The sequence below is a fragment of the Roseovarius sp. THAF8 genome (genome assembly GCF_009363735.1).
Lineage (GTDB): Bacteria > Pseudomonadota > Alphaproteobacteria > Rhodobacterales > Rhodobacteraceae > Roseovarius.
This window is the reverse complement of sequence record NZ_CP045410.1, coordinates 2139251-2159762: the sequence shown is the minus strand read 5'-3', so window position 1 is coordinate 2159762 and position 20512 is coordinate 2139251. Positions and strand designations below refer to the sequence as shown.

The following is a 20512-nucleotide window of genomic DNA, read 5'->3' as shown; positions in this document are numbered from 1 at the left end:
TTTTCGAAAAGTCTTTGGCGGAAAATGCGTATTTTCCGGCCCATTTTCTGCGCAGAAAATGGGTGCGCGGAGATGAGATCGTGAGCGGCAAGACTCTGACGTTAATCGCCATACTGGCGTTCGTGATCTTCGTGGTCGGGACCTTCGTGTGGTTCATCGGCAAATGGAATGCGAGCGAGGACGAGGCCCTGACCGGCGCCGTCCCAGCCAAGACAGAGGAGCGGCAGGCATGACGACGCTTCCCGAGACAACACGGCGCAAGATGGGGCTAGTGATCGACCTGGACACGTGCGTCGGCTGTCACGCCTGTGTGGTAAGCTGCAAGGGGTGGAACACCGAGAATTACGGCGCGCCGCTGAGCGATCAGGACCCTTATGGCGATGACCCGCGCGGCACGTTCCTGAACCGGGTGCATTCCTACGAGGTGCAGCCCCTGGCCGAGAGCGGGATGCCGCATCCGGCGGCGCAGCTCATTCACTTCCCCAAGTCCTGCCTGCATTGCGAGGACGCACCATGCGTGACCGTATGTCCGACCGGCGCAAGCTATAAGCGGGTCGAGGACGGGATCGTGTTGGTGAACGAGAGCGATTGCATCGGCTGCGGGCTGTGTGCCTGGGCCTGTCCCTATGGCGCGCGCGAGATGGACGCGGCGGAGGGCGTGATGAAGAAATGCACGCTGTGTGTCGACCGGATCTACAACGACAATCTGCCCGAGGAGGACCGGGTGCCGGCCTGCGTGCGCACCTGCCCGGCGGGGGCGCGGCATTTCGGGGATCTGGGCGATCCGGAGAGCGACGTGTCGAAACTGGTCGAGGAGCGCGGCGGAATGGACCTGATGCCCGAGCAGGGCACGAAGCCCGTGAACCAGTACCTGCCGCCGCGGCCCAAGGACCAGGTGATGGCGGCCCCCGACGCGCAGATCGACGTTCTGGCGCCGCTGCTGGCCCCGGTGGCCGAGGAGCCGAAAGGGTTCATTGGCTGGCTCGACAAGGCTCTGGAGAAGATCTGATGCATCCTGCACCTTCCGTTATCGTATTCACCACGCTGTCGGGCCTTGGGTTCGGCTTGCTCTTTTGGCTGGGGCTGGGGGTCATCGTGCCCACCGGATGGGTCGCGTTCACGTTCTTCGTGATCGCCTACCTTCTGGCGGTGGGCGGGCTGATGGCGTCGACCTTTCACCTGGGGCACCCGGAGCGGGCGCTGAAGGCGTTCACGCAATGGCGGTCGTCATGGCTGAGCCGGGAGGGCGTGTCCTCGGTCGCGGCGCTGGTCGTGATGGCGATCTATGGCGCGGGGCTGGTATTTTTCGACACGGCCTGGATGCTGGTGGGGATGATCGGGGCGGCGCTGTCGGCGGTGACGGTGTTCACCACCTCGATGATCTACACGCAGATGAAGACCGTGCCGCGCTGGAACACGACGCTGACGCCGCTTTTGTTCATGGCGATTGCGCTGGCCGGCGGGGCGTTGCTTGCGGGGCAAGTTGAGATTGCGCTAATCCTGATGCCCGTCGCGGCCGCCGTACAGGTCATCTGGTGGCTGCGCGGCGACAAGGCGTTGGCACAGAGCGGCACGGATATGGCCACGGCGACGGGGCTGGGCAATATCGGCACTGTGCGGGCGTTCGAGCCGCCGCATACGGGCAACAACTACCTCTTAAGGGAATTCGTTTACGTGGTGGGGCGCAAACACGCGCAGAAGCTGCGGATGATTGCGCTGCTCTTCGGGTACACGGTGCCTTTCGTGCTGCTGCTGGTGCCGTTTTCGCACATCGCGGCGCTGGTGGCCGTGCTGGCGCATCTGGTCGGGATCGCGGCGTCGCGCTGGTTGTTCTTTGCAGAGGCCGAGCACGTGGTGGGCCTGTATTACGGGAAGCGCTAGGCGCCTTGCCCGCCTTTACAGGCGGTCTTGGCCCGGTTGTGGGTCGGTCAGGCCCCACTCGTCCGTGACAGGATCGATCCGGCGTTCGCGGAAGCGGATCCAGCGGACGCGGATGGCCCAGACGAGGGCGGCCAGCAGCGTCAGGAAGATGATGTTGAACCACGGGATGATGGTGACGTTGGGGCCTTCGACGGGTTCGATCGAGATGGCGTTGGGGAAGATCGAGAAGAACTCGTTGCGCCAGCCGTAATGGGTGATCGACACCCATTTGGGGGTCTCGGAGGTGGAGCGCAGGTCGGCGGCTTCGGCCTGAAGGTTCGAGGTGTCGAACTTGAAATAGGGCGGCCAGCCCCAGCCGGTATCCTCGTTGCGGTAGACCATGACGCCGCCATCTGCGAGGCGGGTCTGGATGAAGAAGATGTCGCGGTTGACCGTGCCTTCGGCGTCGCCGCTGCCGACGTTCGACCAGAAGATCGAGTTTTCGCCGAAGTCGATGCGCTTCTCATAGGTGTCGGTGATGCGCGCGATGTCGTGCTGCGGAAGGGTGTAGTGCAGAAAGCCCGCGACCAGCAGCCAGAAGGCGGCGACGAAAATCCATTTGATGTAGTACATGGGCGGCCCTCTTTGGCGTGTTGCCCTTGTATCTAGTGTCGCAGGAGCGATGGCAACAGGGAGCGGACCGGGAGGCCCCGGCTCGGGGGCCGGGGCAATCAGGTATCTGGCCTGCGGCGTTTCTTCGGACTTGGTTTTTGCGTCAGGATGTATACTCCTGAACATGGTTCAAGTTCGGAGGCCGTATGGCGGGTAAAGTTGAGACGCGGCGGGAGGCGCTGCGAAAGACGTTGATCGACCTGGCGGAGGCGAAGGTGACGCAAGGCGGTCTGGCCGCGGTCAAGGCGCGGGAGCTGGCGCGAGAGGCGGGGTGCGCATTGGGCGCGATTTACAACGTTTTCGGCGACTTGCACGACATTGTCATCGCGGTAAACGGGCGGACCTTCGGGCGGCTTGGGCAGGCCGTCGAGACCAGCCTGAAAGATTGTGCGCATGACAGCCCGACCGCGCGGATGATCGCGATGTCAGAGGCCTATCTTGATTTTGCGGAGGGCAATCGCAACGCCTGGCGCGCGCTTTTCGAGGTGCAGACGGTGCCGAGTGTCGAGGCGCCGGCCTGGTATCACGATCAGATGAAACGGCTGTTCGGCCTGATCGAGACCCCGGTGCGGGACTGCTTTCCGGATATGCCGGAGGACGACGTGGTGCTGATGGCGCGGGCGCTGTTTTCGTCGGTGCACGGGATCATCGCGCTGGGACTGGATAACCAGGTGTCGGAGGTGTCGCGCGCCGACATGACCCGGATGATCGCGCTGGTTATCGGGAATGTCACCGGAAACAGACAATTCATGAACGCTGTTCAAAATATTTCTTGAACATTGTTCAGTGCTCTGTATATTTCCTTTCATGAACATTGTTCACGAAAGGGATTGGAATATGTTCACGACACTGAAGACATTGATCGCCGGGGCGAATGCGCGGGCGGAGGAGCAGGTCAAAGACGCCTTCGCGATAGAATTGATCGATCAGAAGATCCGCGACTCGGATGCGCAACTGAGGGCGGCGAAAGCGACCCTGGCCTCGCTTATTCAGCGGCAGAGGTCGGAAAAGCGGATCCTGGACGCGCTGCAGGGGCGGATCGATACCATGATGCGGCGGGCGGAAGATGCCCTCGCCTCGGAGCGCGAAGACCTTGCGCGGCAGGCGGCGGATGCCGTCGCGACGATGGAAAACGAGGGGCAGCTTCGGCAGGGCACGGTCGACCGGCTGGAGGCCAAGGTGATCCGGCTGCGCGGGAGCGTGGAAGTGGCGCATCGGCGGCTGATCGACCTCAAGCAAGGCGCGGTGACGGCCCGGGCCATCCGGCGCGAGCAGCAGGTGCAGGGCTCGCTGCGGACCACGATCGGAAACACGTCGGCGGCGGACGAGGCCGAAGAGCTGATCGCGCGGGTCGTGGGACGGGATGACCCGTTCGAGCAATCGCAGATCCTGCAGGGGATCGAGGCGGATCTGAACCACGAAAGCCTGGATGCCCGCATGGAGGCGCAGGGTTTCGGCCCGGTGACGAAAGTGACGGCGGACCAGGTGCTGGACCGGCTGAAGCGCAAGTAACCGAGCTTTTATTTTCTACTGAACGAGGAGACGACCAATGCAATTCAATGACAAACCCGACAATACCGTGATCATGGCGTTCAACGCGATTGGCGTGGCGGCGGCTTATGTGCTGCTGGGCATTTCGCTGTGGCTTTCGACCGAGGTGCCGCTGTCGACCAAGGGGTTCTGGGGGATCGCGGTGCTGTTGCTGACGCTGAGCCTGGTGAATTTCGTGAAATACCGGTTCGAGAACCAGGCGCGGATCGACCGGATCAACCGGATCGAGGAAGCCAGGAACGAAAAGCTGTTGGAGGATTACGTGGGCGAGAGCTATGGGCCCGAGCGCAAGGATGCGGCCTAGGTTCGCGCAATAGGTCAGGGCTGAGGCGCCCCCCGGCAAGGTTTCCGGGGGGCGTTTTCCGTGTCAGCCGACCACGTTGAAGTCCGGCCCGTAGGGATAGCCGGTGATGTTCTCGTGCCCGTCCTCGGTGATCACGAGGACATCGTGTTCGCGGTAGCCGCCGGCGCCGGGCTGGCCCTCGGGGATGGTCAGCATCGGCTCCATCGAGATGACCATGCCGGGTTTCAGCACGGTGTCGATATCCTCGCGCAGTTCGAGACCCGCTTCGCGACCGTAGTAATGCGACAGGATGCCGAAGCTGTGGCCATAGCCGAAGGTGCGGTATTGCAGCAGGTCCCGCTCGGCCAGGAAGGCGTTGATCCTGTGGGTGACCTCGGCGCAGGAGATGCCGGGCTTCAGCAGGGACATGCCGTATTCGTGGGCGGCGATGTTGGCCTGCCAGATGGCGAGCGAGGCGGCGTCGACCTCGGCCGCGAACATGGTGCGTTCGAGGGCAACGTAATAGGCCGAGACCATCGGGAAGGTGTTGAGCGACAGGATATCGCCGCGCTGGAGTTGCCGGGACGTGACGGGGTTGTGGGCGCCGTCGGTGTTGAGGCCGGACTGGAACCAGACCCAGCTGTCGCGGTATTCGGCGTCCGGGAAGCGGCGGGCGATTTCCATCTCCATCGCGTCGCGTCCGGCCATGGCCACGTCGATCTCGCGGGTGCCGATCCGCACCGCGTCGCGGATGGCATGGCCGCCCACGTCGGCGATGGCGGTGCATTGGCGGATGAGGGCGATTTCGGCGGGGGATTTGGCCATGCGCTGGGTCATGGTGTGAGGTGACAGGTCGACCGTGTTCCTTGGCGAAAGAAAGTGATCCAGCTTGCCACGTTGCTGCACCGTGAGGTGGTCGGATTCGTAGCCGATCACGCCGCCGGTGCCGGTGACGGAACTGATTGCGCGCCAGTAGTTGTCCCGCTGCCAGTCGGTATAGGTGATGTTGTCGCCATGGCTGCGGCGCCAGGGCTGTCCTGCGTCGATGCCTGCGGAAATGGTGACGCTGTCGGTTGCCGTCACGACAAGGCCGTAGGGCCGCCCGAAGGCGCAGTAGAGGAAGCCCGAGTAGTAGGCGATGTTGTGCATCGACGTGAAGGCGGCGGCGGTGACGCCGGTCTCTGCCATGATGCGGCGCAGGCCGGCGAGGCGCTGCTCGTATTCGGACGGGGCGAAGGGCAACGGGGCCTTTTCGCCGTTGTGGAAGCGGTAGAATTCGGGGCGCGCGCCCGTGTCATCGGTGTGGATTTGGGGTGCAGTCATAGTGTGACCCTCCTTGCAAAAAGAAAGGTCCCGGCGTTCAGGACTGTTGGGGTAGGAACCCGTGGTTGGGGCGACGCCATCGCCCGCGGGTCTGACGCTGTTCTTGCAGAGCGGGGCTGGTCTGGCAAGATGGATTGCGACATTGCGAGGACGGGAACGGAACATGACGGCAAGACCGGGCAAGCGGAACCTGATCACGGATGTGCCGGGGATACTGGTGGGGCAGGCCGAAGATGCGGCGGTGAAGACCGGGGTGAGCGTGGTGGTGGGCGATACGCCTTTCACGGCGGGCGTGCATGTGATGGGCGGGGCGCCGGGGACGCGGGAGACGGACCTTCTGGCGCCGGACAAGGTTGTCGAGGAGGTCGATGCGTTGGTGCTGTCGGGCGGGTCGGCCTTTGGCCTGGATGCGGCGTCGGGCGTGGCGGACGCGCTGCGCGCCGAGGGGCGCGGGTTCGTCGTGGGCGACCAGCGCGTGCCGATTGTGCCGGGGGCGATCCTGTTCGACCTGCTGAACGGCGGGGAGAAGGACTGGGGGGAGAACCCGTACAAGCGGCTGGGGCGCGCGGCGCTGGCGGCGCGGGGAGAGGTGTTCGAACTGGGGTCGTTTGGCGCCGGCGCGGGAGCGGTGACGGCGGATTTCAAGGGTGGAATTGGCTCGGCCTCGGTCGTGCTGGCGTCGGGCGTGACGGTGGGGGCGTTGGTGGCGGTCAACGCGCTGGGGTCCGCCGTGGCGGGCGAGCGCGGAGAGTTTTGGGCGGCGCCGTTCGAGATGGAGGGCGAATTTGGCGGATTGGGCGTGGCGCGGAGTTTCGGCGACGTTCAGGAGCCGCGCACAAAGCTGGGACAACACGCGGCGACGACGATCGGTGTGGTTGCGACGGATGCAAGTCTGACGCAGGCGCAGTGCACGCGGATGGCGGTGGCGGCGCATGACGGCTATGCCCGGGCGCTGGTGCCGTCGCACACGCCGATGGACGGGGATCTGATCTTTGCTGCAGCCACGGGGCGCGGGGAGGCACCGGACGTGGCGGGGCAGTTGGCGCTGGGCCATGCGGCGGCGAGTTGCGTGGCGCGGGCGATTGCGCGGGCGGTTTTTGCGGCACGACCGGCGGAGAGGGACGGGGTGCCGTGTTGGGTGGAGCGGTTCGGTCAGGGATGAGGCGGGGGGACGCGTGGGTTTTCACCCACCCTACGCAGGGCCATCGCGTCGGGCGCGTGGCGCGCGGCGGGATTTGAGTATTTTCGGCAAGAAAAAGCCGGGGTGGGTCAGCCGAGGATATCGCGCATCAGGGGGCTTTCGGGGTCCTTGAGGGCGTCGATGATGTCGAAGTGGTGACGGCCCTTGTCGATGCGCAGGGGGCAGGACCAGGCGTCGGCTTGCCAGCGGGCCTGGTCGAGGAAGACGGGGCGTTCCTCGGCACCGACCCAGATGCGGGTGGGGATGGCGAGGCGGTCGGTCATGAGGGCCGGGCTTTCGGCGGCGGCGCTGGCTTCGGTAAGCTGGAACTGGTCGTTCATCGACGTCTGCAGCAGCGGGCGCAGGTCGGAGACCGGGGAGATCGGGGTGATCGTGGTGATGCGTTTGGCGAGGTCCGGCGGCAGGAGGCCGGGCTGGGTCATGCGCGAGACGAGGTGACCACCGGCGGAGTGACCGGCAAGGGCGAGGGGGCCATCGGTCGTGCCCGCGATGGTCTGGATGGCGCGGGCGATCTGGTGGGTGATGTCGGCGATGCGGACATCGGGGCAAAGGTCGTAGGAGGGCATGGCGACGGACCAGCCACGGGCCAGCGCGCCGGTGGCGAAGTGGGACCAGTAGCTGCGGTCGAAGCGGAGCCAGTAGCCGCCATGCACGAAGATGAGCGTGCCTTCGGGCGCGGCTTCGGGGCGGAAGATATCGTAGGCTTGGCGCGGTGTGTCGCCGTAGGGCAAGCCAAGATCGTCACGCTCGCGCGGGCGCGCTTCGCGGAAAGCGGCGGCTTCGGTGGCCCAGCGGGGCGGGTAACCCTCGCCGCCGGGGATGTAGGGGACGTTGGCATAGGCGTCGTCCAGTTTCATGATTTTCTCCTTCGGTCTGGCCCTAGACATTCCGTGCCCCAGATGCTTTGCCATGAGCAACAGTTTTTGCCGGAGGATGCGCCATGCTCGATACTGCCACCAACCTGAAATCGCTTTTGAAGGATCCCGATCTGCTGGCCGAGAAGGCCTATGCCGGGGGCAAGTGGGTCGACGGCACGGATGGCGCCACGTTCGAGGTGGTGAACCCGGCGCGGGGCGACGTGATCGCCAATGTGGCGGACCTTGACCGCAAACAGGTGGCCGACGTGATCGCGGGCGCCGCCAAGGCGCAGAAGGAGTGGGCCAAGTGGACCGGCAAGGAGCGCGCCGCCGTGCTGCGCAAGTGGTTCGACCTGATGATGGAGCACCAGGACGACCTGGGCACGATCCTGACCGCCGAGCAGGGCAAGCCGCTGGCCGAGGCGAAGGGCGAGATCGCCTATGGCGCGTCGTTCATCGAGTTCTTCGGCGAGGAGGCCAAGCGGGTTTACGGAGAGATGATCCCCGGCCACCAGCGCGACAAGCGGATCATGGTGCTGAAGCAGCCGATCGGGGTGGCCGCATCCATTACGCCCTGGAACTTCCCGAACGCGATGATCACGCGCAAGGCGGCCCCCGCGCTGGCGGCGGGCTGTGCGTTCGTTGGCCGTCCGGCGGCGGAGACGCCCCTGTCGGCCACGGCGATGGGCGTGCTGGCCGAGCGGGCGGGCATTCCGGCGGGGGTGTTCAACATCGTGACCTCGTCGCGGTCCTCGGACATCGGCAAGGAGTTCTGCGAGAACCCGAACGTGCGCAAGCTGACCTTTACCGGGTCCACCAAGGTGGGGCGCATCCTGCTGCGGCAGGCCGCCGACCAGGTGATGAAATGCTCGATGGAACTGGGCGGGAACGCGCCCTTCATCGTGTTCGACGACGCCGACGTGGATGCCGCCGTGGAAGGTGCCATCATGTGCAAGTTCCGCAACAACGGGCAGACCTGTGTCTGTGCCAACCGGATCTATGTGCAGGCCGGGGTCTATGACGCTTTCGCCGAAAAGCTGAAGGACCGGGTCAGCAAGATGAAGGTGGGCGACGGGCTGGAAGAGGGTGTCGAACTCGGCCCGCTGATCAACCCGGAAGCGTCGGAGAAGGTCGTGGAGCATATCGAGGATGCGAAATCGAAAGGCGGCACGGTGATCTTGGGCGGCGCGGATGGCGAGATGGACGGCAATTTCTTCAAGCCGACGATCCTGACGGGTGTGACCCAGGACATGAAGGTGAGCCAGGAAGAGACGTTCGGGCCGCTGGCGCCCTTGTTCAAGTTCGAGAACGAGGATGACGTGATCGCCATGGCGAACGACACGATCTTTGGCCTTGCCAGCTATTTCTATGCAAAGGATCTGAGCCGCGTCTACAAGGTGGCCGAGGCGCTGGAATACGGCATTGTCGGCGTGAACACCGGGATCATCTCGACCGAGGTGGCGCCGTTCGGCGGGGTCAAGCAGTCGGGGCTGGGCCGGGAAGGCAGCCACCACGGGATCGAGGATTTTCTGGAGCTGAAATACGTCTGCATGAGCGTGTGAGGCACGGCATGGACGGCGGGTTTCACGGGGTCTTTCCCTATCTCGTCTCGCCGCTGGATGGCGAGGGCCGCGTCAAACGCGAGGTTCTGACGCGGCTCTGCGACGACCTGATCGACGCTGGCGTGCATGGGCTGACGCCATTGGGCTCGACGGGGGAGTTCGCCTATCTCAGCTGGGCGCAGAAGCGCGATATCGTCGAGACGGTCGTTGCCGCCGCCAAGGGCCGTGTGCCGGTGGTGGCGGGCGTGGCGGCGACGACCACGTCCGAGGCCGTGCGGCAAGCGCGGGAGTTCGCGGCGATGGGATGTGACGGCATCCTTGCGGTGCTGGAAGCGTATTTCCCGGTAAGCGATGCGGGCATCAAGGACTATTTCACCGCCGTAGCGGCGGCGGTTGAGTTGCCCATTGTCATTTACACCAACCCGAATTTCCAGCGCAGTGACCTGAGCGTGGCCTTGATTGCGGAACTGGCGGAGGTGGAGAACATCCGCTGTCTGAAGGACGCGTCGAGCAACACCGGGCGGCTGTTGTCGATCATGGACCGGGTGGGCGACAAGCTGGATATCTTTGCCGCGTCGGCGCATATCCCGGCCTGCGTGATGCTGATCGGCGGCAAGGGCTGGATGGCCGGGCCCGCGTGTATCGTGCCGAAGCAGAGCGTGAAGCTTTATGAGCTGTGCAAGGTCGGGCAGTACCAGGCGGCGATGGAGTTGCAGCGCGAGCTGTGGGCGCTGAATCAGGCGTTTGCCAAGTACAACCTTGCGGCCTGCGTGAAGGGCGGGCTGGAATTACAGGGCTACGACGTGGGCGCGCCGCTGCCGCCGCAGGACGGGCTGAGCGATGCGGGCCGGGCCGATCTGAAGGCCGTGCTGGAGCGGGTCGGGGCTCTTTAAGGGGCACGACAGGTGGGATGAAATCCCGTCAAGGTGGGATGAAATCCCACCCTACGCGGAGCTTCGGGCTTGACCCGAGGATTTCTGTGGCAAAGAGATCCCCGATCAAGTCGGGGATGACGGTGTGAAGAAAGTTCCACGGATCGCCAAGGATTGACGCTCGGGCGGCGTCCTACAATCGTGATGCGCATGACAGTCAGTGACGAAACCCTGGCCCAGGCGGCCGCAGATGGTGACGCGGCGGCGTTCTCGGCCCTGGTCGAGCGGCATTACGATGGCGTGTTCCGTCTGGCCTTTCGGCTGACCGGGTCACGGGCCGAGGCGGAGGACCTGACGCAGGATGTGTGTGCGGCGCTGCCGGGGAAGCTGGGCGGGTTTCGCGGGGCGTCGAAGTTTACCACGTGGCTGTGGCGGATGGTGGTGAATGCCGCCCATGACCGGCGGCGCAGGGCGGCGACACGGGCGAAGTATTCCGAAGGCTGGGGCGACTGGGAAGTGGACCGGCGGGCGGCGGACGCGGAGGTGGCGGAGGCCGTCGACTGGCTGACGCAAGCGATGCGCGCCCTGCCGGAGGAGTTGCGGGACACGCTGGCCCTGGTGCTCGATGACATGAGCCATGCCGAGGCGGGCGAGGTGCTGGGCATCTCGGGCGGCACGGTGGGGTGGCGCGTGTCGGAGGCCAAGAAACATCTGCGCGCGATGCGCGCGCGAGAGGAGGACGCATGAGCGACGACCTCGACGATCTGAAGGCCATGATGCGGGCCGCGACGCCGAAGCCGGATGCCGACAGGAAAGCGGCGGATCTGGCGTTGGCGCGGAAAAACTTTGCCGATCTCCAAGACGCGCGGGACGGCGCGCGTCAAACCTCTGATCGCCCGGGAAAGGGGCTCATCAGAGGAGTGACGGATATGTTGATGCGGATGAATACGCGCGGGGCGCTGACGGCGACGACGGCGCTGGTGGCGCTGGGAATGGTCGTGGTCGTGCCGGATTGGCAGGATGCGCCGGCGCTGCGCGGGGCGCAGCCGGTGGTGACGGAAGCCGATGGCGACATGGCCGATGCAGTTCGGCGGGAAGCGCCTGCGCCGGAAGCGGCGGAGGAGATGGTGCTGGACGTCGCCCCGGCCGAGCCGGCACCGGAGGCCGAGGCGCCCCGGCCCGTGCCGATGCCGTCGCCGCAGGTGGCGCGGCCGGAGTCAGGCGTTGCAAAGCAGAGGCAGATGGCCCCGCAGGCGATGCAGTCGCAAGCTTTGTCCGATGCGGAGGGATATGCCGGGAGCGCGGCGAACACGACGCCGGTCGGGCGCATCGCGCAGCCCAACGCGGATGACGGGGTGGTCCTGCCCGAAAGCGATACCGAGGCGTTTCCCGAGGCCGCGCCGAACGCGCTGAAGATCACCGGCGAAGAGCCGGTGTCGACGTTTTCCATCGACGTGGATACGGCGTCGTATGGTGTTGTGCGGTCATCGCTGCGGGCGGGATACCTGCCGCCGCGGGAGGCGGTGCGGGTCGAGGAGATGGTGAACTATTTCCCCTATGACTATGCCGCGCCCGAGGGTGACGCGCCGTTCGAGCCGACGGTGAGTGTGACGGACACGCCGTGGAACCCGGACACGAAGCTGGTGCATATCGCGATCCAGGGCGAGGTCCCCCCCGTGGCGGACCGCCCGCCGCTGAACCTTGTCTTCCTGATCGACACGAGCGGGTCGATGCAGGCGGCGAACAAGCTGCCGTTGTTGAAGCAGTCCTTGGCGCTGATGCTGCCGCAGCTGACCGAGCGGGACAGCGTGGCGATCGTGACCTACGCGGGCAGCGCGGGGAAGGCGCTGGCGCCGACACCGGCGACCGAGCGCGAGACGATCCTGGGCGCGCTGGACAGGCTGGAGGCCGGAGGCTCGACCGCCGGGCAGGCGGGATTGCAGCAGGCTTATGCGCTGGCCGGGGAGATGCGTGGCGAAGGTGACGTGTCGCGGGTGATCCTGGCGACGGACGGGGATTTCAATGTCGGGATCAGCGACCCGGAGGCGTTGAAAGACTATATCGCGCAAGAGCGCGAGCGCGGCACCTACCTGTCGGTGATGGGGTTCGGGCGCGGCAACCTGGACGATGCGACGATGCAGGCGCTGGCGCAGAACGGGAACGGGCAGGCGGCCTATATCGACACGCTGTCCGAGGCGCAGAAGGTGATGGTCGACCAGGTGAGCGGCGCGCTGTACCCGATTGCCGACGACGTAAAGATCCAGGTGGAGTTCAACCCGGCGGCGGTCGTGGAATACCGGCTGATCGGGTACGAAACCCGCGCGCTGCGGCGCGAGGATTTCAACAACGACCGGGTGGATGCGGGTGATATCGGGGCCGGGCACCAGGTGACGGCGCTTTACGAGATCACGCCGGTGGGCTCGCCCGCGCAGATGAGTGACGCGCTGCGCTATGGCGAGGCGGAGGCGGTTAGCGGAGAGGCCGATGAGCTTGGGTATTTCAAGCTGCGGTACAAGGCGCCCGGAGAGGATGAGAGCCGGCTGATCGAGCAGGCCATCGTCGAGGGTAGCGGGGCTGGTTCTGAGGCGCGGTTTGCGGCGGCGATTGCCGGGTTCGGGCAGTTGCTGCGCGGGGAGACGTATCTTGGTGATTGGGGTTATGCGGATGCGATTGCGCTGGCCAATGGGGCGAAGGGCGAGGACCCGTTCGGCTATCGGGCCGAGGCGGTGCAGCTGATGCGGCTGGCGGAAAGCCTGTCGCGGTGAGAGGCGTCGCGCGGAATCAAGGCCGAAGGCCGCCGCGCTATCGCCAGACCGCCCGGACGGGCTGGCGATTGGGTGACGTTGGTGCTTTGATCGGAGGTCTTGCGGAGGTGGCGAGGATAAAGTGAGCTGAACAAATGTTGGTCGCCATCCCGCGGTCTGGCAATCGCGCGGTTTGGAAACGAAAAACGCCCCGTGGCAGCCACGGGGCGTTTCGCATGTAATGAAGTGTCAATTAGTTGACAGTTTCGGCGTCTACGACGTCTTTCTGCATGGACGTGCCGCTGGCGATCTCGATGCGGCGGGGTTTCAGCCGCTCGGGCACTTCGCGCACCAGGTCGATATGCAGCATCCCGTCGGTATGGGTCGCGCCGGTCACCTTGACGTGGTCGGCCAGCTGGAACTTGCGCTCGAAGGCGCGTGTGGCGATGCCACGGTGCAGGTAGGTGCGGTCGCCGTCCTCTTCGGCCTTGCGGGCCGAGACGATCAGCGCGCCTTCGCGCAGTTCGACCGACAGTTCGTCATCGCTGAAACCGGCGACGGCGATGGAGATGCGGTAGGCATCGTCGGCCGTTTTCTCGATGTTGTAAGGTGGGTAGGTGGGGTGATTGACGTCACCGGCAAGGACGCGGTCCATCATGTCGGCAATCTGGTCAAACCCGATGGATGCCCGGTAGAGCGGGGCAAGATCAAAGTTACGCATTGGAATCCTCCGTTGAGCGATACCTATGTGGATGCCTTCCCAAACGGGACAGGCGGTCATGTCCGACCCGCGACGCGGCGTCGGACGACCGTTATTTGGGGAGCGAAAAACCCGGTTTCAAGACCTCCGTGCGGCTTTGAAACGCGGTGCAACATCCAATCGTCGCGCGCGTCGCCTGGCCGATGCCTCGGGTCACAGGCGAAACGCTTCAGGGTTTTGCGAATTTCGGACCGGGATGCGTGCCCGCGGTGGCTTGGCCGTTCGATCCGGTGGGGGGAAAGTGCGCGGTCTTGGCGCTGTTGCGGCGTATGCCTGTGCTGGTCGGAAACGTGCTGGGCATCGCGCGCAGCTTGCGTTTCAGGGAGTCGACCGTGCCGGGCAGTTCCATGCCGTAGGCGATGGTGGTTCCGTGTTCGGTCTTGCGGCCGCCGACCACGAGGCTGACGATCCGCGCGCGATACCCGCCATCCGAGAACACCGGCGCGCCGGACGAGCCGAAGGTCACGTTGCAGTCGAAGGAAATCAGGCCCTGGCCCCGGCGCAGGACATCGCATTCCCGCTCCCATGACAAGGCGTCGTCGCGGTGCCGGCCATAGGACACCACGCTGACGTCATCGCCACGGGTGGGGTTCATGTGCAGCGCGAAGGGGCTGGCGGTGGCGGTGGGGATGGCGATGCTGAGTTCCAGCAGGGCGACGTCGCGGCGGATATTGTCCGCCGACATCCCGTCTGAGGGCGCATAGCCGTCGGCCACCACGTAGCGGCGAATGTTGCGCGCGGCGATGGCGGCCCCGTCGCGCAGCCCGGCGCGGAAGACGATCCGCTCGGGCAGTAGCGGTGCGCCGTGCTTGTCGAAGACGCAATGGGCCGCCGTCAGCACGAGGTTGTCCGCGATAAGCGTGCCGGTGCAATAGCTGTCCTGCCCGAGGTCGACTCGGCCCACGGCCTCCCACCCCAGCAGGTCGTCGCGGTTGGTCAGCCGGATCAGCTCGCTGGGCGTGGCCAGGGTCGGCAGGGCGACGCTCGCGACAAGGGCAGACAGAGACAGCAGGCGGCGGATCATGTCAGTCCAGGTCCGGAGAGGCGAATTTTGCCCCGGTGTCGCGGTTCTGTCCGGTCGAGAACATCTCGGACCGGGCCTGGTTTTCCAGGCGGGCGCCACTGTCGAGCGCATCGCGCATCATGGCGAGGGGGCGGTCGAGCGAGGCCCCCAGCGCGACCTTCTTGCCGTGGATCTCGGCCATGGCGGAGACCACAGAGACGATCCGCGGATCGCCCTTGTCATCGAAGGAAAAGACCGGCGAGCCGGACGCGCCGTAGTCGACGTCGCAGGACATCACCAGCACGCCGCTGCGCTTTTCCAGGACCTGGCACATATCCTGCAGCGACGGCGCCTCGGAGCGTTCGCGGGCATAGCTGACCAAGCCGATGCGTTCATGCTTGCGCGGCTGGGTGTCGGTCAGGAACGGGGCGACGCCGGACTTGGCGATGGGATGATGCAGTTCCAGAAGCGCGATATCGTTGCGCACGCGGGCGGCGTCGATCCGGTTGGAGTAATCGTATTCGGGATGCACCACGGCGCGGCGGACCCAGCGATAGGCGGTGGCGCGGCCATTGCGCCAGCCGGCGAGGAACTCGATCTGCTGGGTGTCGACGGGCTTGCCCGTCGTGGCATCGAACAGGCAGTGCGCCGCCGTCAGCACGAGGTCCGGCGCAATCAGGGCGCCGGTGCAAAAGCCGCTGCCGCCGATGTCGATACGCCCCACGGCCTGCCACTGGCGGCCGTCATCGGTGGTGTCCAGCCGCTGGAGCATGGCATCCTGCGCGGTCGCAGGCGACATGGACCAGAGCAGGACGACGACCAGCCCTGTGAAACGCATTCTGTCGAACAAACCGGGTGCCTCGCTTGATTTGAAAGCGTGCTACCGGCGCAATATGTCGAAAATAGGGCTGGCCCGGGGTTATTGCCGCAGCGCGGGCGGTTTCGGCCCGCCGGCGGCCCAGTCGAGCAGTTCGACGGTGTGCACGACGGGCACGCCGGTGCCCGAGCCAATCTGCATCATGCAGCCGATATTGCCGGTGGCGATGATGTCGGGTGACTTGGCCTCGAGCGTCTGAACCTTGCGTGTTTTCAACTGCTTGGAGATGGCGGGCTGCATCAGGTTGTAGGTGCCCGCCGAGCCGCAGCAAAGATGCGCGTCGGCCGGTTCGACCACCTCGAAACCCGCCTTCTTCAGCAGGGTCTTGGGGTGGGTCTTGATCTGCTGACCATGCTGGAGCGAGCAGGCGGCGTGGTAGGCGACGCGGGTGCCCTTGGGCGTGCCCTCGGGCAGGTCGAGCTGCATCAGCAATTCTGAGACGTCCATGGCAATATCCGAGACGCGGGCAGCGTCGTCGGCCAGCGGCTCGGTGCGGAACATGTGGCCGTAATCCTTGACGGTGGTGCCGCAGCCGGAGGTGTTGATGACGATGGCATCGAGGCGACCCTCGTCCATCTCGGCGGTCCAGGCGCGGATATTGTGGGCCGCCGTGGCGTGGCTCTCGGACGTTTTGCCCATGTGGTGCGTCAGCGCCCCGCAGCAGCCGGCACCCTTGGCCACGACGACCTCGCAGCCCAGCCGGGTGAGCAGGCGGATGGTGGCGTCGTTGATGTCGGTGTTCAGCGCCTTTTGCGCGCAACCGGTCATCAGGGCGACGCGTTTCACGGGCTTGCCCTTGGCTGGGAAGGTTTGTGGATCGTCATTGCGGCTGACGGGCGGGACATTCTTGGGGGCCATGTCGACCATCGCGCGCAGGCGGGCGTCGGGCAGGGCCCATTTGAACGGTTTGGCGATCTTGGCGCCGAGCATGGCGATGCGGAAACGGTTCGGATAGGGCAGGATGCGCGCCAGCGTCCAGCGCAGGACACGTTCGAACATCGGGCGCTGGTAGCGGTCCTCGATATATTCGCGGGCGTGGTCGACGAGGTGCATGTAATGCACGCCCGAGGGACAGGTCGTCATGCAGGCGAGGCAGGACAGGCAGCGGTCGATATGCTTGACGGTCTCACGATCCGGGTCGCGGTCGTTTTCCAGCATGTCCTTGATGAGGTAGATGCGGCCGCGGGGGCTGTCGAGCTCGTCGCCGAGCACCTGGTAGGTGGGACAGGTGGCGGTGCAGAAGCCGCAATGCACACAGGAGCGCAGGATCTCGTTCGAGCGCTGGATGGCGGGGGACTTGAGCTGTTCGGCGGTGAATTCTGTTTTCATTCAGTCGGCAATCATCTGTGCGGTGTAGAGCCCGAACCAGGGCAGGGTGGTGGCGGCGGCGGTCACGCCATAGGCGATGCGGCGGGGACGCTGTGGCAGTGTGCTGGTGCGTATGGCCAGCATCACCAGCGACAGGACGGTGATCCAGGCCAGCCACGCCAGCAGCACGACGGCAAGCGCGCCGTAAGCGCCGTGCGCGCCGCCCCATTGGCGCAGGACGAAGGCGCCTGCAATCAGGGCGACGGAGACGGCCCAGAGCGCGGTGACATAGCGCCGCGTGGGCATCTGCCTGGCCAGCACCCAGAAGATGACCGGCCCGGCGAGAAAGCCGAGGGCAAAGAGCAGGACGTCGATCATGCGGCGCGGCCCATAAGGCCGGGATTGAGGATGCCGCGCGGGTCGAAGCGCGCGCGCAGCCCGTCCTGAAGCGCGGCGATGGGGGGAGAGAGCGGCTGGAACACGCCGCCGGCCCGGTTGCCGCGGAGGAGCGTTGCATGGCCGCCCGCCGCGTTCACGGCGGCGCGGATGGTGTCGGCTTGGGTGTCCTGCGGGACGCGGAGCCAGACCAGACCGCCGCCCCAGTCGTAAAGTGCCTCGGCCCCGTCGATCTGCGCCTTGATCCCGGGGGCGTCGGAAGGCTTGACCGAGAGGCGCCAGATATCGCCCGGACCGTCGTGGAAACAGGCGACGTCGCGGATGTCCTGCCACAGGGTGGCGTTGGCGTCGGGGTCGGTCTCGATTTCGGCGGTGCCGAGGTCGGCCAGAAGGGTCCGGAGTTGACCTGCGCGATAGGCCACGGATTTCTCGAAGCCCTCGATCCGCAGGCAGGTCTGGGGACCGTCCCCGGTCTGGCGGTGGGCGGCGCCGGTGATCTCGAACGGCGAGCCGAGCGCGCGGGAGAGAGCGGTGACGGCGGTGCTGTCGTCGAGACCCGAGAGCGTGATCGTGGCGGTGTGGTGCGACGCGGGCAAGACCTTGAGCGCCAGTTCGGTGAGCACCCCAAGGGTGCCGTAGCTACCCGCCATCAGCTTGACGAGGTCGTAGCCGGTGACGTTCTTCATCACGCGCCCGCCGTTGCGGGTGACCTGTCCCTGCCCGTCGACGAAGCGCACGCCCAGCAGGAAGTCGCGCGCGGCCCCGGCCTGGATACGGCGGGGACCCGAGACGTTGGCCGCGAAGACGCCGCCGATGGTGGGCTCGCCGGTCGTGCCCAGGAGGCCGCGATGGTCCATCGGTTCGAAGGCGAGGCGCTGGCCCTCCTTGGCGAGGGTCTTGCGGACCTCCTCGACCGGGGTGCCGGCCTGGACCACCAGCGTCAGCGCGCCGGGTTCATAAAGGTTTATGCCCGAGAGGCCCGAGGTTGTCAGCGGCTGTCCGTTGACCGGCACGCCGATGGGGCGTGTGCCGCCGCCCTGAATACGCAGCGGCTCGGAGGCGGAGGCGACCATCTCGGCCAGTTCGGCCTCGGAGGTGGGGGCAAGGGCTTTCATCGTTGCAAGATACTCCGGGGTCCGGGGCGGCGCCCCGGAAGGTCATTCAGCCGCGATGCGGCGGGTGTCGGAGGACGCCAGCGGAAAGACCTTGGCGGGGTTCAGCAGCCACTTGGGGTCGAACACGTCCTTGACGGCCATCTGGATTTCGAGATCGGGCGGGTCGTATTGGTGCACCATCAGGTCGCGCTTCTCGATGCCCACGCCGTGTTCGCCGGTGAGGCAGCCGCCGACCTCGACGCAGAGTTTCAGGATCTCGGCGCCCAGCTCCTCGCAGAGTTCAAGGTCGCCTTCCTTGTTGGCGTCGAACAGGATCAGCGGGTGCATGTTGCCGTCGCCCGCGTGAAAGACATTGGCGACGTCGAGGCCGTACTCCTTGGACATCTCGCCGATGCGTTTCAGAACGTAGGGCAGTTCGTTGACCGGGATGGTGCCGTCGAGGCACATGTAGTCGTTGATCTTGCCCATCGCGCCGAAGGCAGATTTGCGGCCGAGCCAGATGCGCTTGCTTTCGTCCTCGGACGAGGACTGGCGCAGCTCGACGGGGTCGTGCTTGCGGGCGATATCCATGATGGTTTCAAGCTGTTCGTCGATCTCGGCGTCGGAACCTTCGACCTCGACGATCAGGAGCGCCTCGCAATCGGGGTAGCCGGCGCCGGCGAAAGCCTCGGTCGCGCGGATGCAGGGGCGGTCCATGAATTCGATCGCCACGGGCAGGACGCCGGCCTTGATGATGTCCGACACGCATTGGCCCGCGACCTCGGAGGAATCGTAGCCGATCAGGACGGGGCGGGCGCCCTCGGGCTTGTGCAGGATGCGCAGGGTCGCCTCGGTGACGATGCCAAGCTGGCCTTCGGAACCGCAGATGAGGCCCAGAAGGTCGAGCCCCTCGGCATCGAGATGGGCGCCGCCGATTTCGGTCACGGTGCCGTCCATCAGCACCATGGTCACGCCCATCAGGTTGTTGGTGGTGACGCCGTATTTCAGGCAATGCGCGCCACCGGAATTCATGGCGATGTTGCCCGAGATGGCGCAGGCCAGCTGGCTGGAGGGGTCGGGGGCGTAGAAAAAGCCGTCTTCCTCGACCGCGCCGGTGACGGAGAGGTTGGTGCGCCCGGTCTGCACGCGGATGAAGCGGTTGTCGTAGTCGGTTTCCAGCACTTCGGACATGCGGGCGACGCCGATGATGACGCTGTCCTCGGTCGGGAGCGCGCCGCCGGCGAGCGAGGTGCCCGCACCGCGCGGCACGACGGGCACGCCCATGTCGTTGCAGATCTTGAGAGTCTCGGACACCTCTGCGGTCGAGGCGGGCAGGACCACGGCCAGCGGCGGGCACTTGTAGGCTGTCAGCCCGTCGCATTCATAGGCGCGGGTCTCGGCGGGGTCGTGGATGAGCGCCTCGGGCGGGAGGAAAGACGCCAGCCGGTCGAGCAGTTGCGACTTGCGGGCAAGGATGGTCGGATTGGGCTTTGGCATGTCCATGGCAGTCCTCCCGGTGGATTGGTAAGATAATATAACCAATTTGCGCCAGTCGCAAGTGCGGCATCCGTGACGCGGTCGCAAGAAGAATGCGGCCTGCACGCGGTTGTGAGTGCATGTGCCGCAGCGCTCGCCTATATTAACAGACATGAAGAGACTCGCCGCATTTTTCCTGGCCATTCTGTTGGCCGCGCCGGCATTTGCCGACGAACCGGAAGTACTGGACGTGACCGTCGAAAAGGCGGGCATGGTCTGGAATATCCACGTGACGATTCGCCATCCGGACACCGGGTGGGACCATTATGCCGACGGCTGGGAAGTGCTGGATGCGGCAGGCAACCGGCTGGGCTATCGTGAGCTGATGCATCCGCACGTGAACGAGCAGCCGTTCACCCGGTCGTTGAGCGGCGTGGTGATACCGGACGGGACGCGCGAGATTTTCGTGCGGGCGCGCTGTTCGGTCGATGGCTGGTCGGGCTCGCAAAAGCGCGTGGCGCTGCAACCCTGACAGAATGAACGCGCCCAAGGGGCGCGTGCCGGTTTGTCTCGGCGGCGGACCTGGGGTCCGACACCTCGGTGGCCCGTGGCGGCGTGACGTTTTTTTTTGAGCGCGGGGCGGGGGGGCCGGCGTGGGAGCCTCCGGCGGGGA

General features: G+C 65.6%; 22 protein-coding genes. 12 read left to right on the top strand and 10 right to left on the bottom strand.

What is annotated here, in order from left to right; genetic code table 11:
- The first annotated feature begins 14 nt into the window (after nt 1-14).
- From FIU85_RS22015 to FIU85_RS10565, 3 genes are read left to right on the top strand one after another with little or no spacing between them, the layout of a single operon-like run.
- Nucleotides 15-233 carry a hypothetical protein gene (locus tag FIU85_RS22015; RefSeq protein WP_172978753.1) on the top strand — a complete coding sequence of 73 codons (219 nt, stop codon included), beginning with the start codon at nt 15-17 and terminating at the stop codon, nt 231-233.
- On the top strand, nt 230-1009 hold the full coding sequence (locus tag FIU85_RS10570; protein ID WP_152496868.1) for a 4Fe-4S dicluster domain-containing protein: 780 nt from the start codon (nt 230-232) through the stop codon (nt 1007-1009). The genes FIU85_RS22015 and FIU85_RS10570 overlap by 4 nt, the downstream gene beginning before the upstream one ends.
- A complete protein-coding gene (locus FIU85_RS10565; RefSeq protein ID WP_152496867.1) occupies nt 1009-1881 on the top strand; it encodes a DmsC/YnfH family molybdoenzyme membrane anchor subunit in 873 nt (290 codons plus the stop codon). The genes FIU85_RS10570 and FIU85_RS10565 overlap by 1 nt, the downstream gene beginning before the upstream one ends.
- A gap of 15 nt (nt 1882-1896) precedes the next feature.
- Here the strand turns inward: FIU85_RS10565 and FIU85_RS10560 are convergent, their stop codons facing one another.
- Complete coding sequence (locus FIU85_RS10560) at nt 1897-2493, bottom strand: DUF1523 family protein (RefSeq protein WP_152496866.1); 597 nt, start codon at nt 2491-2493, stop codon at nt 1897-1899.
- Nucleotides 2494-2678: 185 nt separating this feature from the next.
- On the opposite strand from FIU85_RS10560, the gene FIU85_RS10555 reads away from it, so the two are divergent.
- The 3 genes from FIU85_RS10555 (at nt 2679) to FIU85_RS10545 (ending at nt 4387) form a co-directional block, all read left to right on the top strand.
- The gene (locus FIU85_RS10555; RefSeq protein WP_152496865.1) at nt 2679-3308 is read left to right on the top strand and encodes a TetR/AcrR family transcriptional regulator; all 630 of its coding nucleotides are present in this window, start codon (nt 2679-2681) and stop codon (nt 3306-3308) included.
- Between the two features lie 61 nt (nt 3309-3369).
- Complete coding sequence (locus FIU85_RS10550) at nt 3370-4044, top strand: PspA/IM30 family protein (protein WP_152496864.1); 675 nt, start codon at nt 3370-3372, stop codon at nt 4042-4044.
- A gap of 37 nt (nt 4045-4081) precedes the next feature.
- Nucleotides 4082-4387 carry a hypothetical protein gene (locus FIU85_RS10545; RefSeq protein WP_152496863.1) on the top strand — a complete coding sequence of 102 codons (306 nt, stop codon included), beginning with the start codon at nt 4082-4084 and terminating at the stop codon, nt 4385-4387.
- Between the two features lie 63 nt (nt 4388-4450).
- Here FIU85_RS10545 and FIU85_RS10540 read toward each other — a convergent pair whose 3' ends face one another.
- Nucleotides 4451-5689, bottom strand: coding sequence for an aminopeptidase P family protein (locus FIU85_RS10540; RefSeq protein WP_152496862.1), 1239 nt, complete (start codon nt 5687-5689; stop codon nt 4451-4453).
- A gap of 163 nt (nt 5690-5852) precedes the next feature.
- Between FIU85_RS10540 and FIU85_RS10535 the strand changes: the two genes are divergently transcribed.
- Nucleotides 5853-6851: a P1 family peptidase gene (locus tag FIU85_RS10535; protein WP_152496861.1), complete on the top strand. Its 999-nt coding sequence runs from the start codon at nt 5853-5855 to the stop codon at nt 6849-6851.
- A gap of 107 nt (nt 6852-6958) precedes the next feature.
- Here the strand turns inward: FIU85_RS10535 and FIU85_RS10530 are convergent, their stop codons facing one another.
- On the bottom strand, nt 6959-7747 hold the full coding sequence (locus tag FIU85_RS10530) for an alpha/beta hydrolase (protein ID WP_152496860.1): 789 nt from the start codon (nt 7745-7747) through the stop codon (nt 6959-6961).
- Nucleotides 7748-7830: 83 nt separating this feature from the next.
- On the opposite strand from FIU85_RS10530, the gene FIU85_RS10525 reads away from it, so the two are divergent.
- From FIU85_RS10525 to FIU85_RS10510, 4 genes are all read left to right on the top strand, one after another.
- A complete protein-coding gene (locus tag FIU85_RS10525; RefSeq protein ID WP_152496859.1) occupies nt 7831-9309 on the top strand; it encodes an NAD-dependent succinate-semialdehyde dehydrogenase in 1479 nt (492 codons plus the stop codon).
- An 8-nt stretch (nt 9310-9317) separates the two neighbouring features.
- Nucleotides 9318-10202 carry a dihydrodipicolinate synthase family protein gene (locus FIU85_RS10520; RefSeq protein ID WP_152496858.1) on the top strand — a complete coding sequence of 295 codons (885 nt, stop codon included), beginning with the start codon at nt 9318-9320 and terminating at the stop codon, nt 10200-10202.
- Nucleotides 10203-10391: 189 nt separating this feature from the next.
- On the top strand, nt 10392-10928 hold the full coding sequence (locus tag FIU85_RS10515; protein ID WP_172978861.1) for an RNA polymerase sigma factor: 537 nt from the start codon (nt 10392-10394) through the stop codon (nt 10926-10928).
- A complete protein-coding gene (locus tag FIU85_RS10510) occupies nt 10925-12946 on the top strand; it encodes a VWA domain-containing protein (RefSeq protein WP_152496857.1) in 2022 nt (673 codons plus the stop codon). The genes FIU85_RS10515 and FIU85_RS10510 overlap by 4 nt, the downstream gene beginning before the upstream one ends.
- 232 nt (nt 12947-13178) lie before the next feature.
- On the opposite strand, the gene FIU85_RS10505 is transcribed toward FIU85_RS10510, so the two are convergent.
- The 7 genes from FIU85_RS10505 to FIU85_RS10475 all read right to left on the bottom strand — a co-directional run bounded on the left by FIU85_RS10505 (nt 13179) and on the right by FIU85_RS10475 (nt 19866).
- Nucleotides 13179-13646, bottom strand: a complete 468-nt coding sequence (locus FIU85_RS10505; RefSeq protein ID WP_152496856.1) for an Hsp20 family protein — start codon at nt 13644-13646, stop codon at nt 13179-13181.
- A gap of 208 nt (nt 13647-13854) precedes the next feature.
- Nucleotides 13855-14709, bottom strand: a complete 855-nt coding sequence (locus FIU85_RS10500) for a serine protease (protein WP_172978860.1) — start codon at nt 14707-14709, stop codon at nt 13855-13857.
- 1 nt (nt 14710) lies between these two features.
- A complete protein-coding gene (locus tag FIU85_RS10495) occupies nt 14711-15526 on the bottom strand; it encodes a serine protease (RefSeq protein WP_152490803.1) in 816 nt (271 codons plus the stop codon).
- A gap of 81 nt (nt 15527-15607) precedes the next feature.
- Nucleotides 15608-16894, bottom strand: a complete 1287-nt coding sequence (gene glcF / locus FIU85_RS10490; protein ID WP_152496854.1) for a glycolate oxidase subunit GlcF — start codon at nt 16892-16894, stop codon at nt 15608-15610.
- On the bottom strand, nt 16895-17251 hold the full coding sequence (locus FIU85_RS10485; RefSeq protein ID WP_152496853.1) for a hypothetical protein: 357 nt from the start codon (nt 17249-17251) through the stop codon (nt 16895-16897). It lies immediately after the preceding gene.
- On the bottom strand, nt 17248-18384 hold the full coding sequence (gene glcE, locus FIU85_RS10480; protein WP_152496852.1) for a glycolate oxidase subunit GlcE: 1137 nt from the start codon (nt 18382-18384) through the stop codon (nt 17248-17250). Before glcE ends, FIU85_RS10485 begins: the two co-directional genes overlap by 4 nt.
- A 42-nt stretch (nt 18385-18426) precedes the next feature.
- The gene (locus tag FIU85_RS10475) at nt 18427-19866 is read right to left on the bottom strand and encodes an FAD-linked oxidase C-terminal domain-containing protein (protein WP_152496851.1); all 1440 of its coding nucleotides are present in this window, start codon (nt 19864-19866) and stop codon (nt 18427-18429) included.
- Nucleotides 19867-20011: 145 nt separating this feature from the next.
- On the opposite strand from FIU85_RS10475, the gene FIU85_RS10470 reads away from it, so the two are divergent.
- Nucleotides 20012-20371: a hypothetical protein gene (locus FIU85_RS10470; protein ID WP_152490808.1), complete on the top strand. Its 360-nt coding sequence runs from the start codon at nt 20012-20014 to the stop codon at nt 20369-20371.
- The last annotated feature ends 141 nt before the right edge of the window (nt 20372-20512 follow it).

Bases quoted from the DNA above. Each gene is read 5' to 3' on its own strand.
- FIU85_RS10565 (WP_152496867.1), top strand. From the start codon at position 1,009: ATGCATCCTGCACCTTCCGTTATCGTATTCACCACGCTGTCGGGCCTT.
- FIU85_RS10495 (WP_152490803.1), bottom strand. From the start codon at position 15,526: ATGCGTTTCACAGGGCTGGTCGTCGTCCTGCTCTGGTCCATGTCGCCT.
- FIU85_RS10540 (WP_152496862.1), bottom strand. From the start codon at position 5,689: ATGACTGCACCCCAAATCCACACCGATGACACGGGCGCGCGCCCCGAA.
- FIU85_RS10470 (WP_152490808.1), top strand. From the start codon at position 20,012: ATGAAGAGACTCGCCGCATTTTTCCTGGCCATTCTGTTGGCCGCGCCG.
- glcE (WP_152496852.1), bottom strand. From the start codon at position 18,384: ATGAAAGCCCTTGCCCCCACCTCCGAGGCCGAACTGGCCGAGATGGTC.
- FIU85_RS10555 (WP_152496865.1), top strand. From the start codon at position 2,679: ATGGCGGGTAAAGTTGAGACGCGGCGGGAGGCGCTGCGAAAGACGTTG.
- FIU85_RS10550 (WP_152496864.1), top strand. From the start codon at position 3,370: ATGTTCACGACACTGAAGACATTGATCGCCGGGGCGAATGCGCGGGCG.
- FIU85_RS10475 (WP_152496851.1), bottom strand. From the start codon at position 19,866: ATGGACATGCCAAAGCCCAATCCGACCATCCTTGCCCGCAAGTCGCAA.
- FIU85_RS10515 (WP_172978861.1), top strand. From the start codon at position 10,392: ATGACAGTCAGTGACGAAACCCTGGCCCAGGCGGCCGCAGATGGTGAC.
- FIU85_RS10505 (WP_152496856.1), bottom strand. From the start codon at position 13,646: ATGCGTAACTTTGATCTTGCCCCGCTCTACCGGGCATCCATCGGGTTT.
- FIU85_RS10510 (WP_152496857.1), top strand. From the start codon at position 10,925: ATGAGCGACGACCTCGACGATCTGAAGGCCATGATGCGGGCCGCGACG.
- FIU85_RS10500 (WP_172978860.1), bottom strand. From the start codon at position 14,709: ATGATCCGCCGCCTGCTGTCTCTGTCTGCCCTTGTCGCGAGCGTCGCC.
- FIU85_RS10545 (WP_152496863.1), top strand. From the start codon at position 4,082: ATGCAATTCAATGACAAACCCGACAATACCGTGATCATGGCGTTCAAC.
- FIU85_RS10530 (WP_152496860.1), bottom strand. From the start codon at position 7,747: ATGAAACTGGACGACGCCTATGCCAACGTCCCCTACATCCCCGGCGGC.
- FIU85_RS10525 (WP_152496859.1), top strand. From the start codon at position 7,831: ATGCTCGATACTGCCACCAACCTGAAATCGCTTTTGAAGGATCCCGAT.
- FIU85_RS10485 (WP_152496853.1), bottom strand. From the start codon at position 17,251: ATGATCGACGTCCTGCTCTTTGCCCTCGGCTTTCTCGCCGGGCCGGTC.
- FIU85_RS10560 (WP_152496866.1), bottom strand. From the start codon at position 2,493: ATGTACTACATCAAATGGATTTTCGTCGCCGCCTTCTGGCTGCTGGTC.
- FIU85_RS10570 (WP_152496868.1), top strand. From the start codon at position 230: ATGACGACGCTTCCCGAGACAACACGGCGCAAGATGGGGCTAGTGATC.
- FIU85_RS10535 (WP_152496861.1), top strand. From the start codon at position 5,853: ATGACGGCAAGACCGGGCAAGCGGAACCTGATCACGGATGTGCCGGGG.
- FIU85_RS10520 (WP_152496858.1), top strand. From the start codon at position 9,318: ATGGACGGCGGGTTTCACGGGGTCTTTCCCTATCTCGTCTCGCCGCTG.
- glcF (WP_152496854.1), bottom strand. From the start codon at position 16,894: ATGAAAACAGAATTCACCGCCGAACAGCTCAAGTCCCCCGCCATCCAG.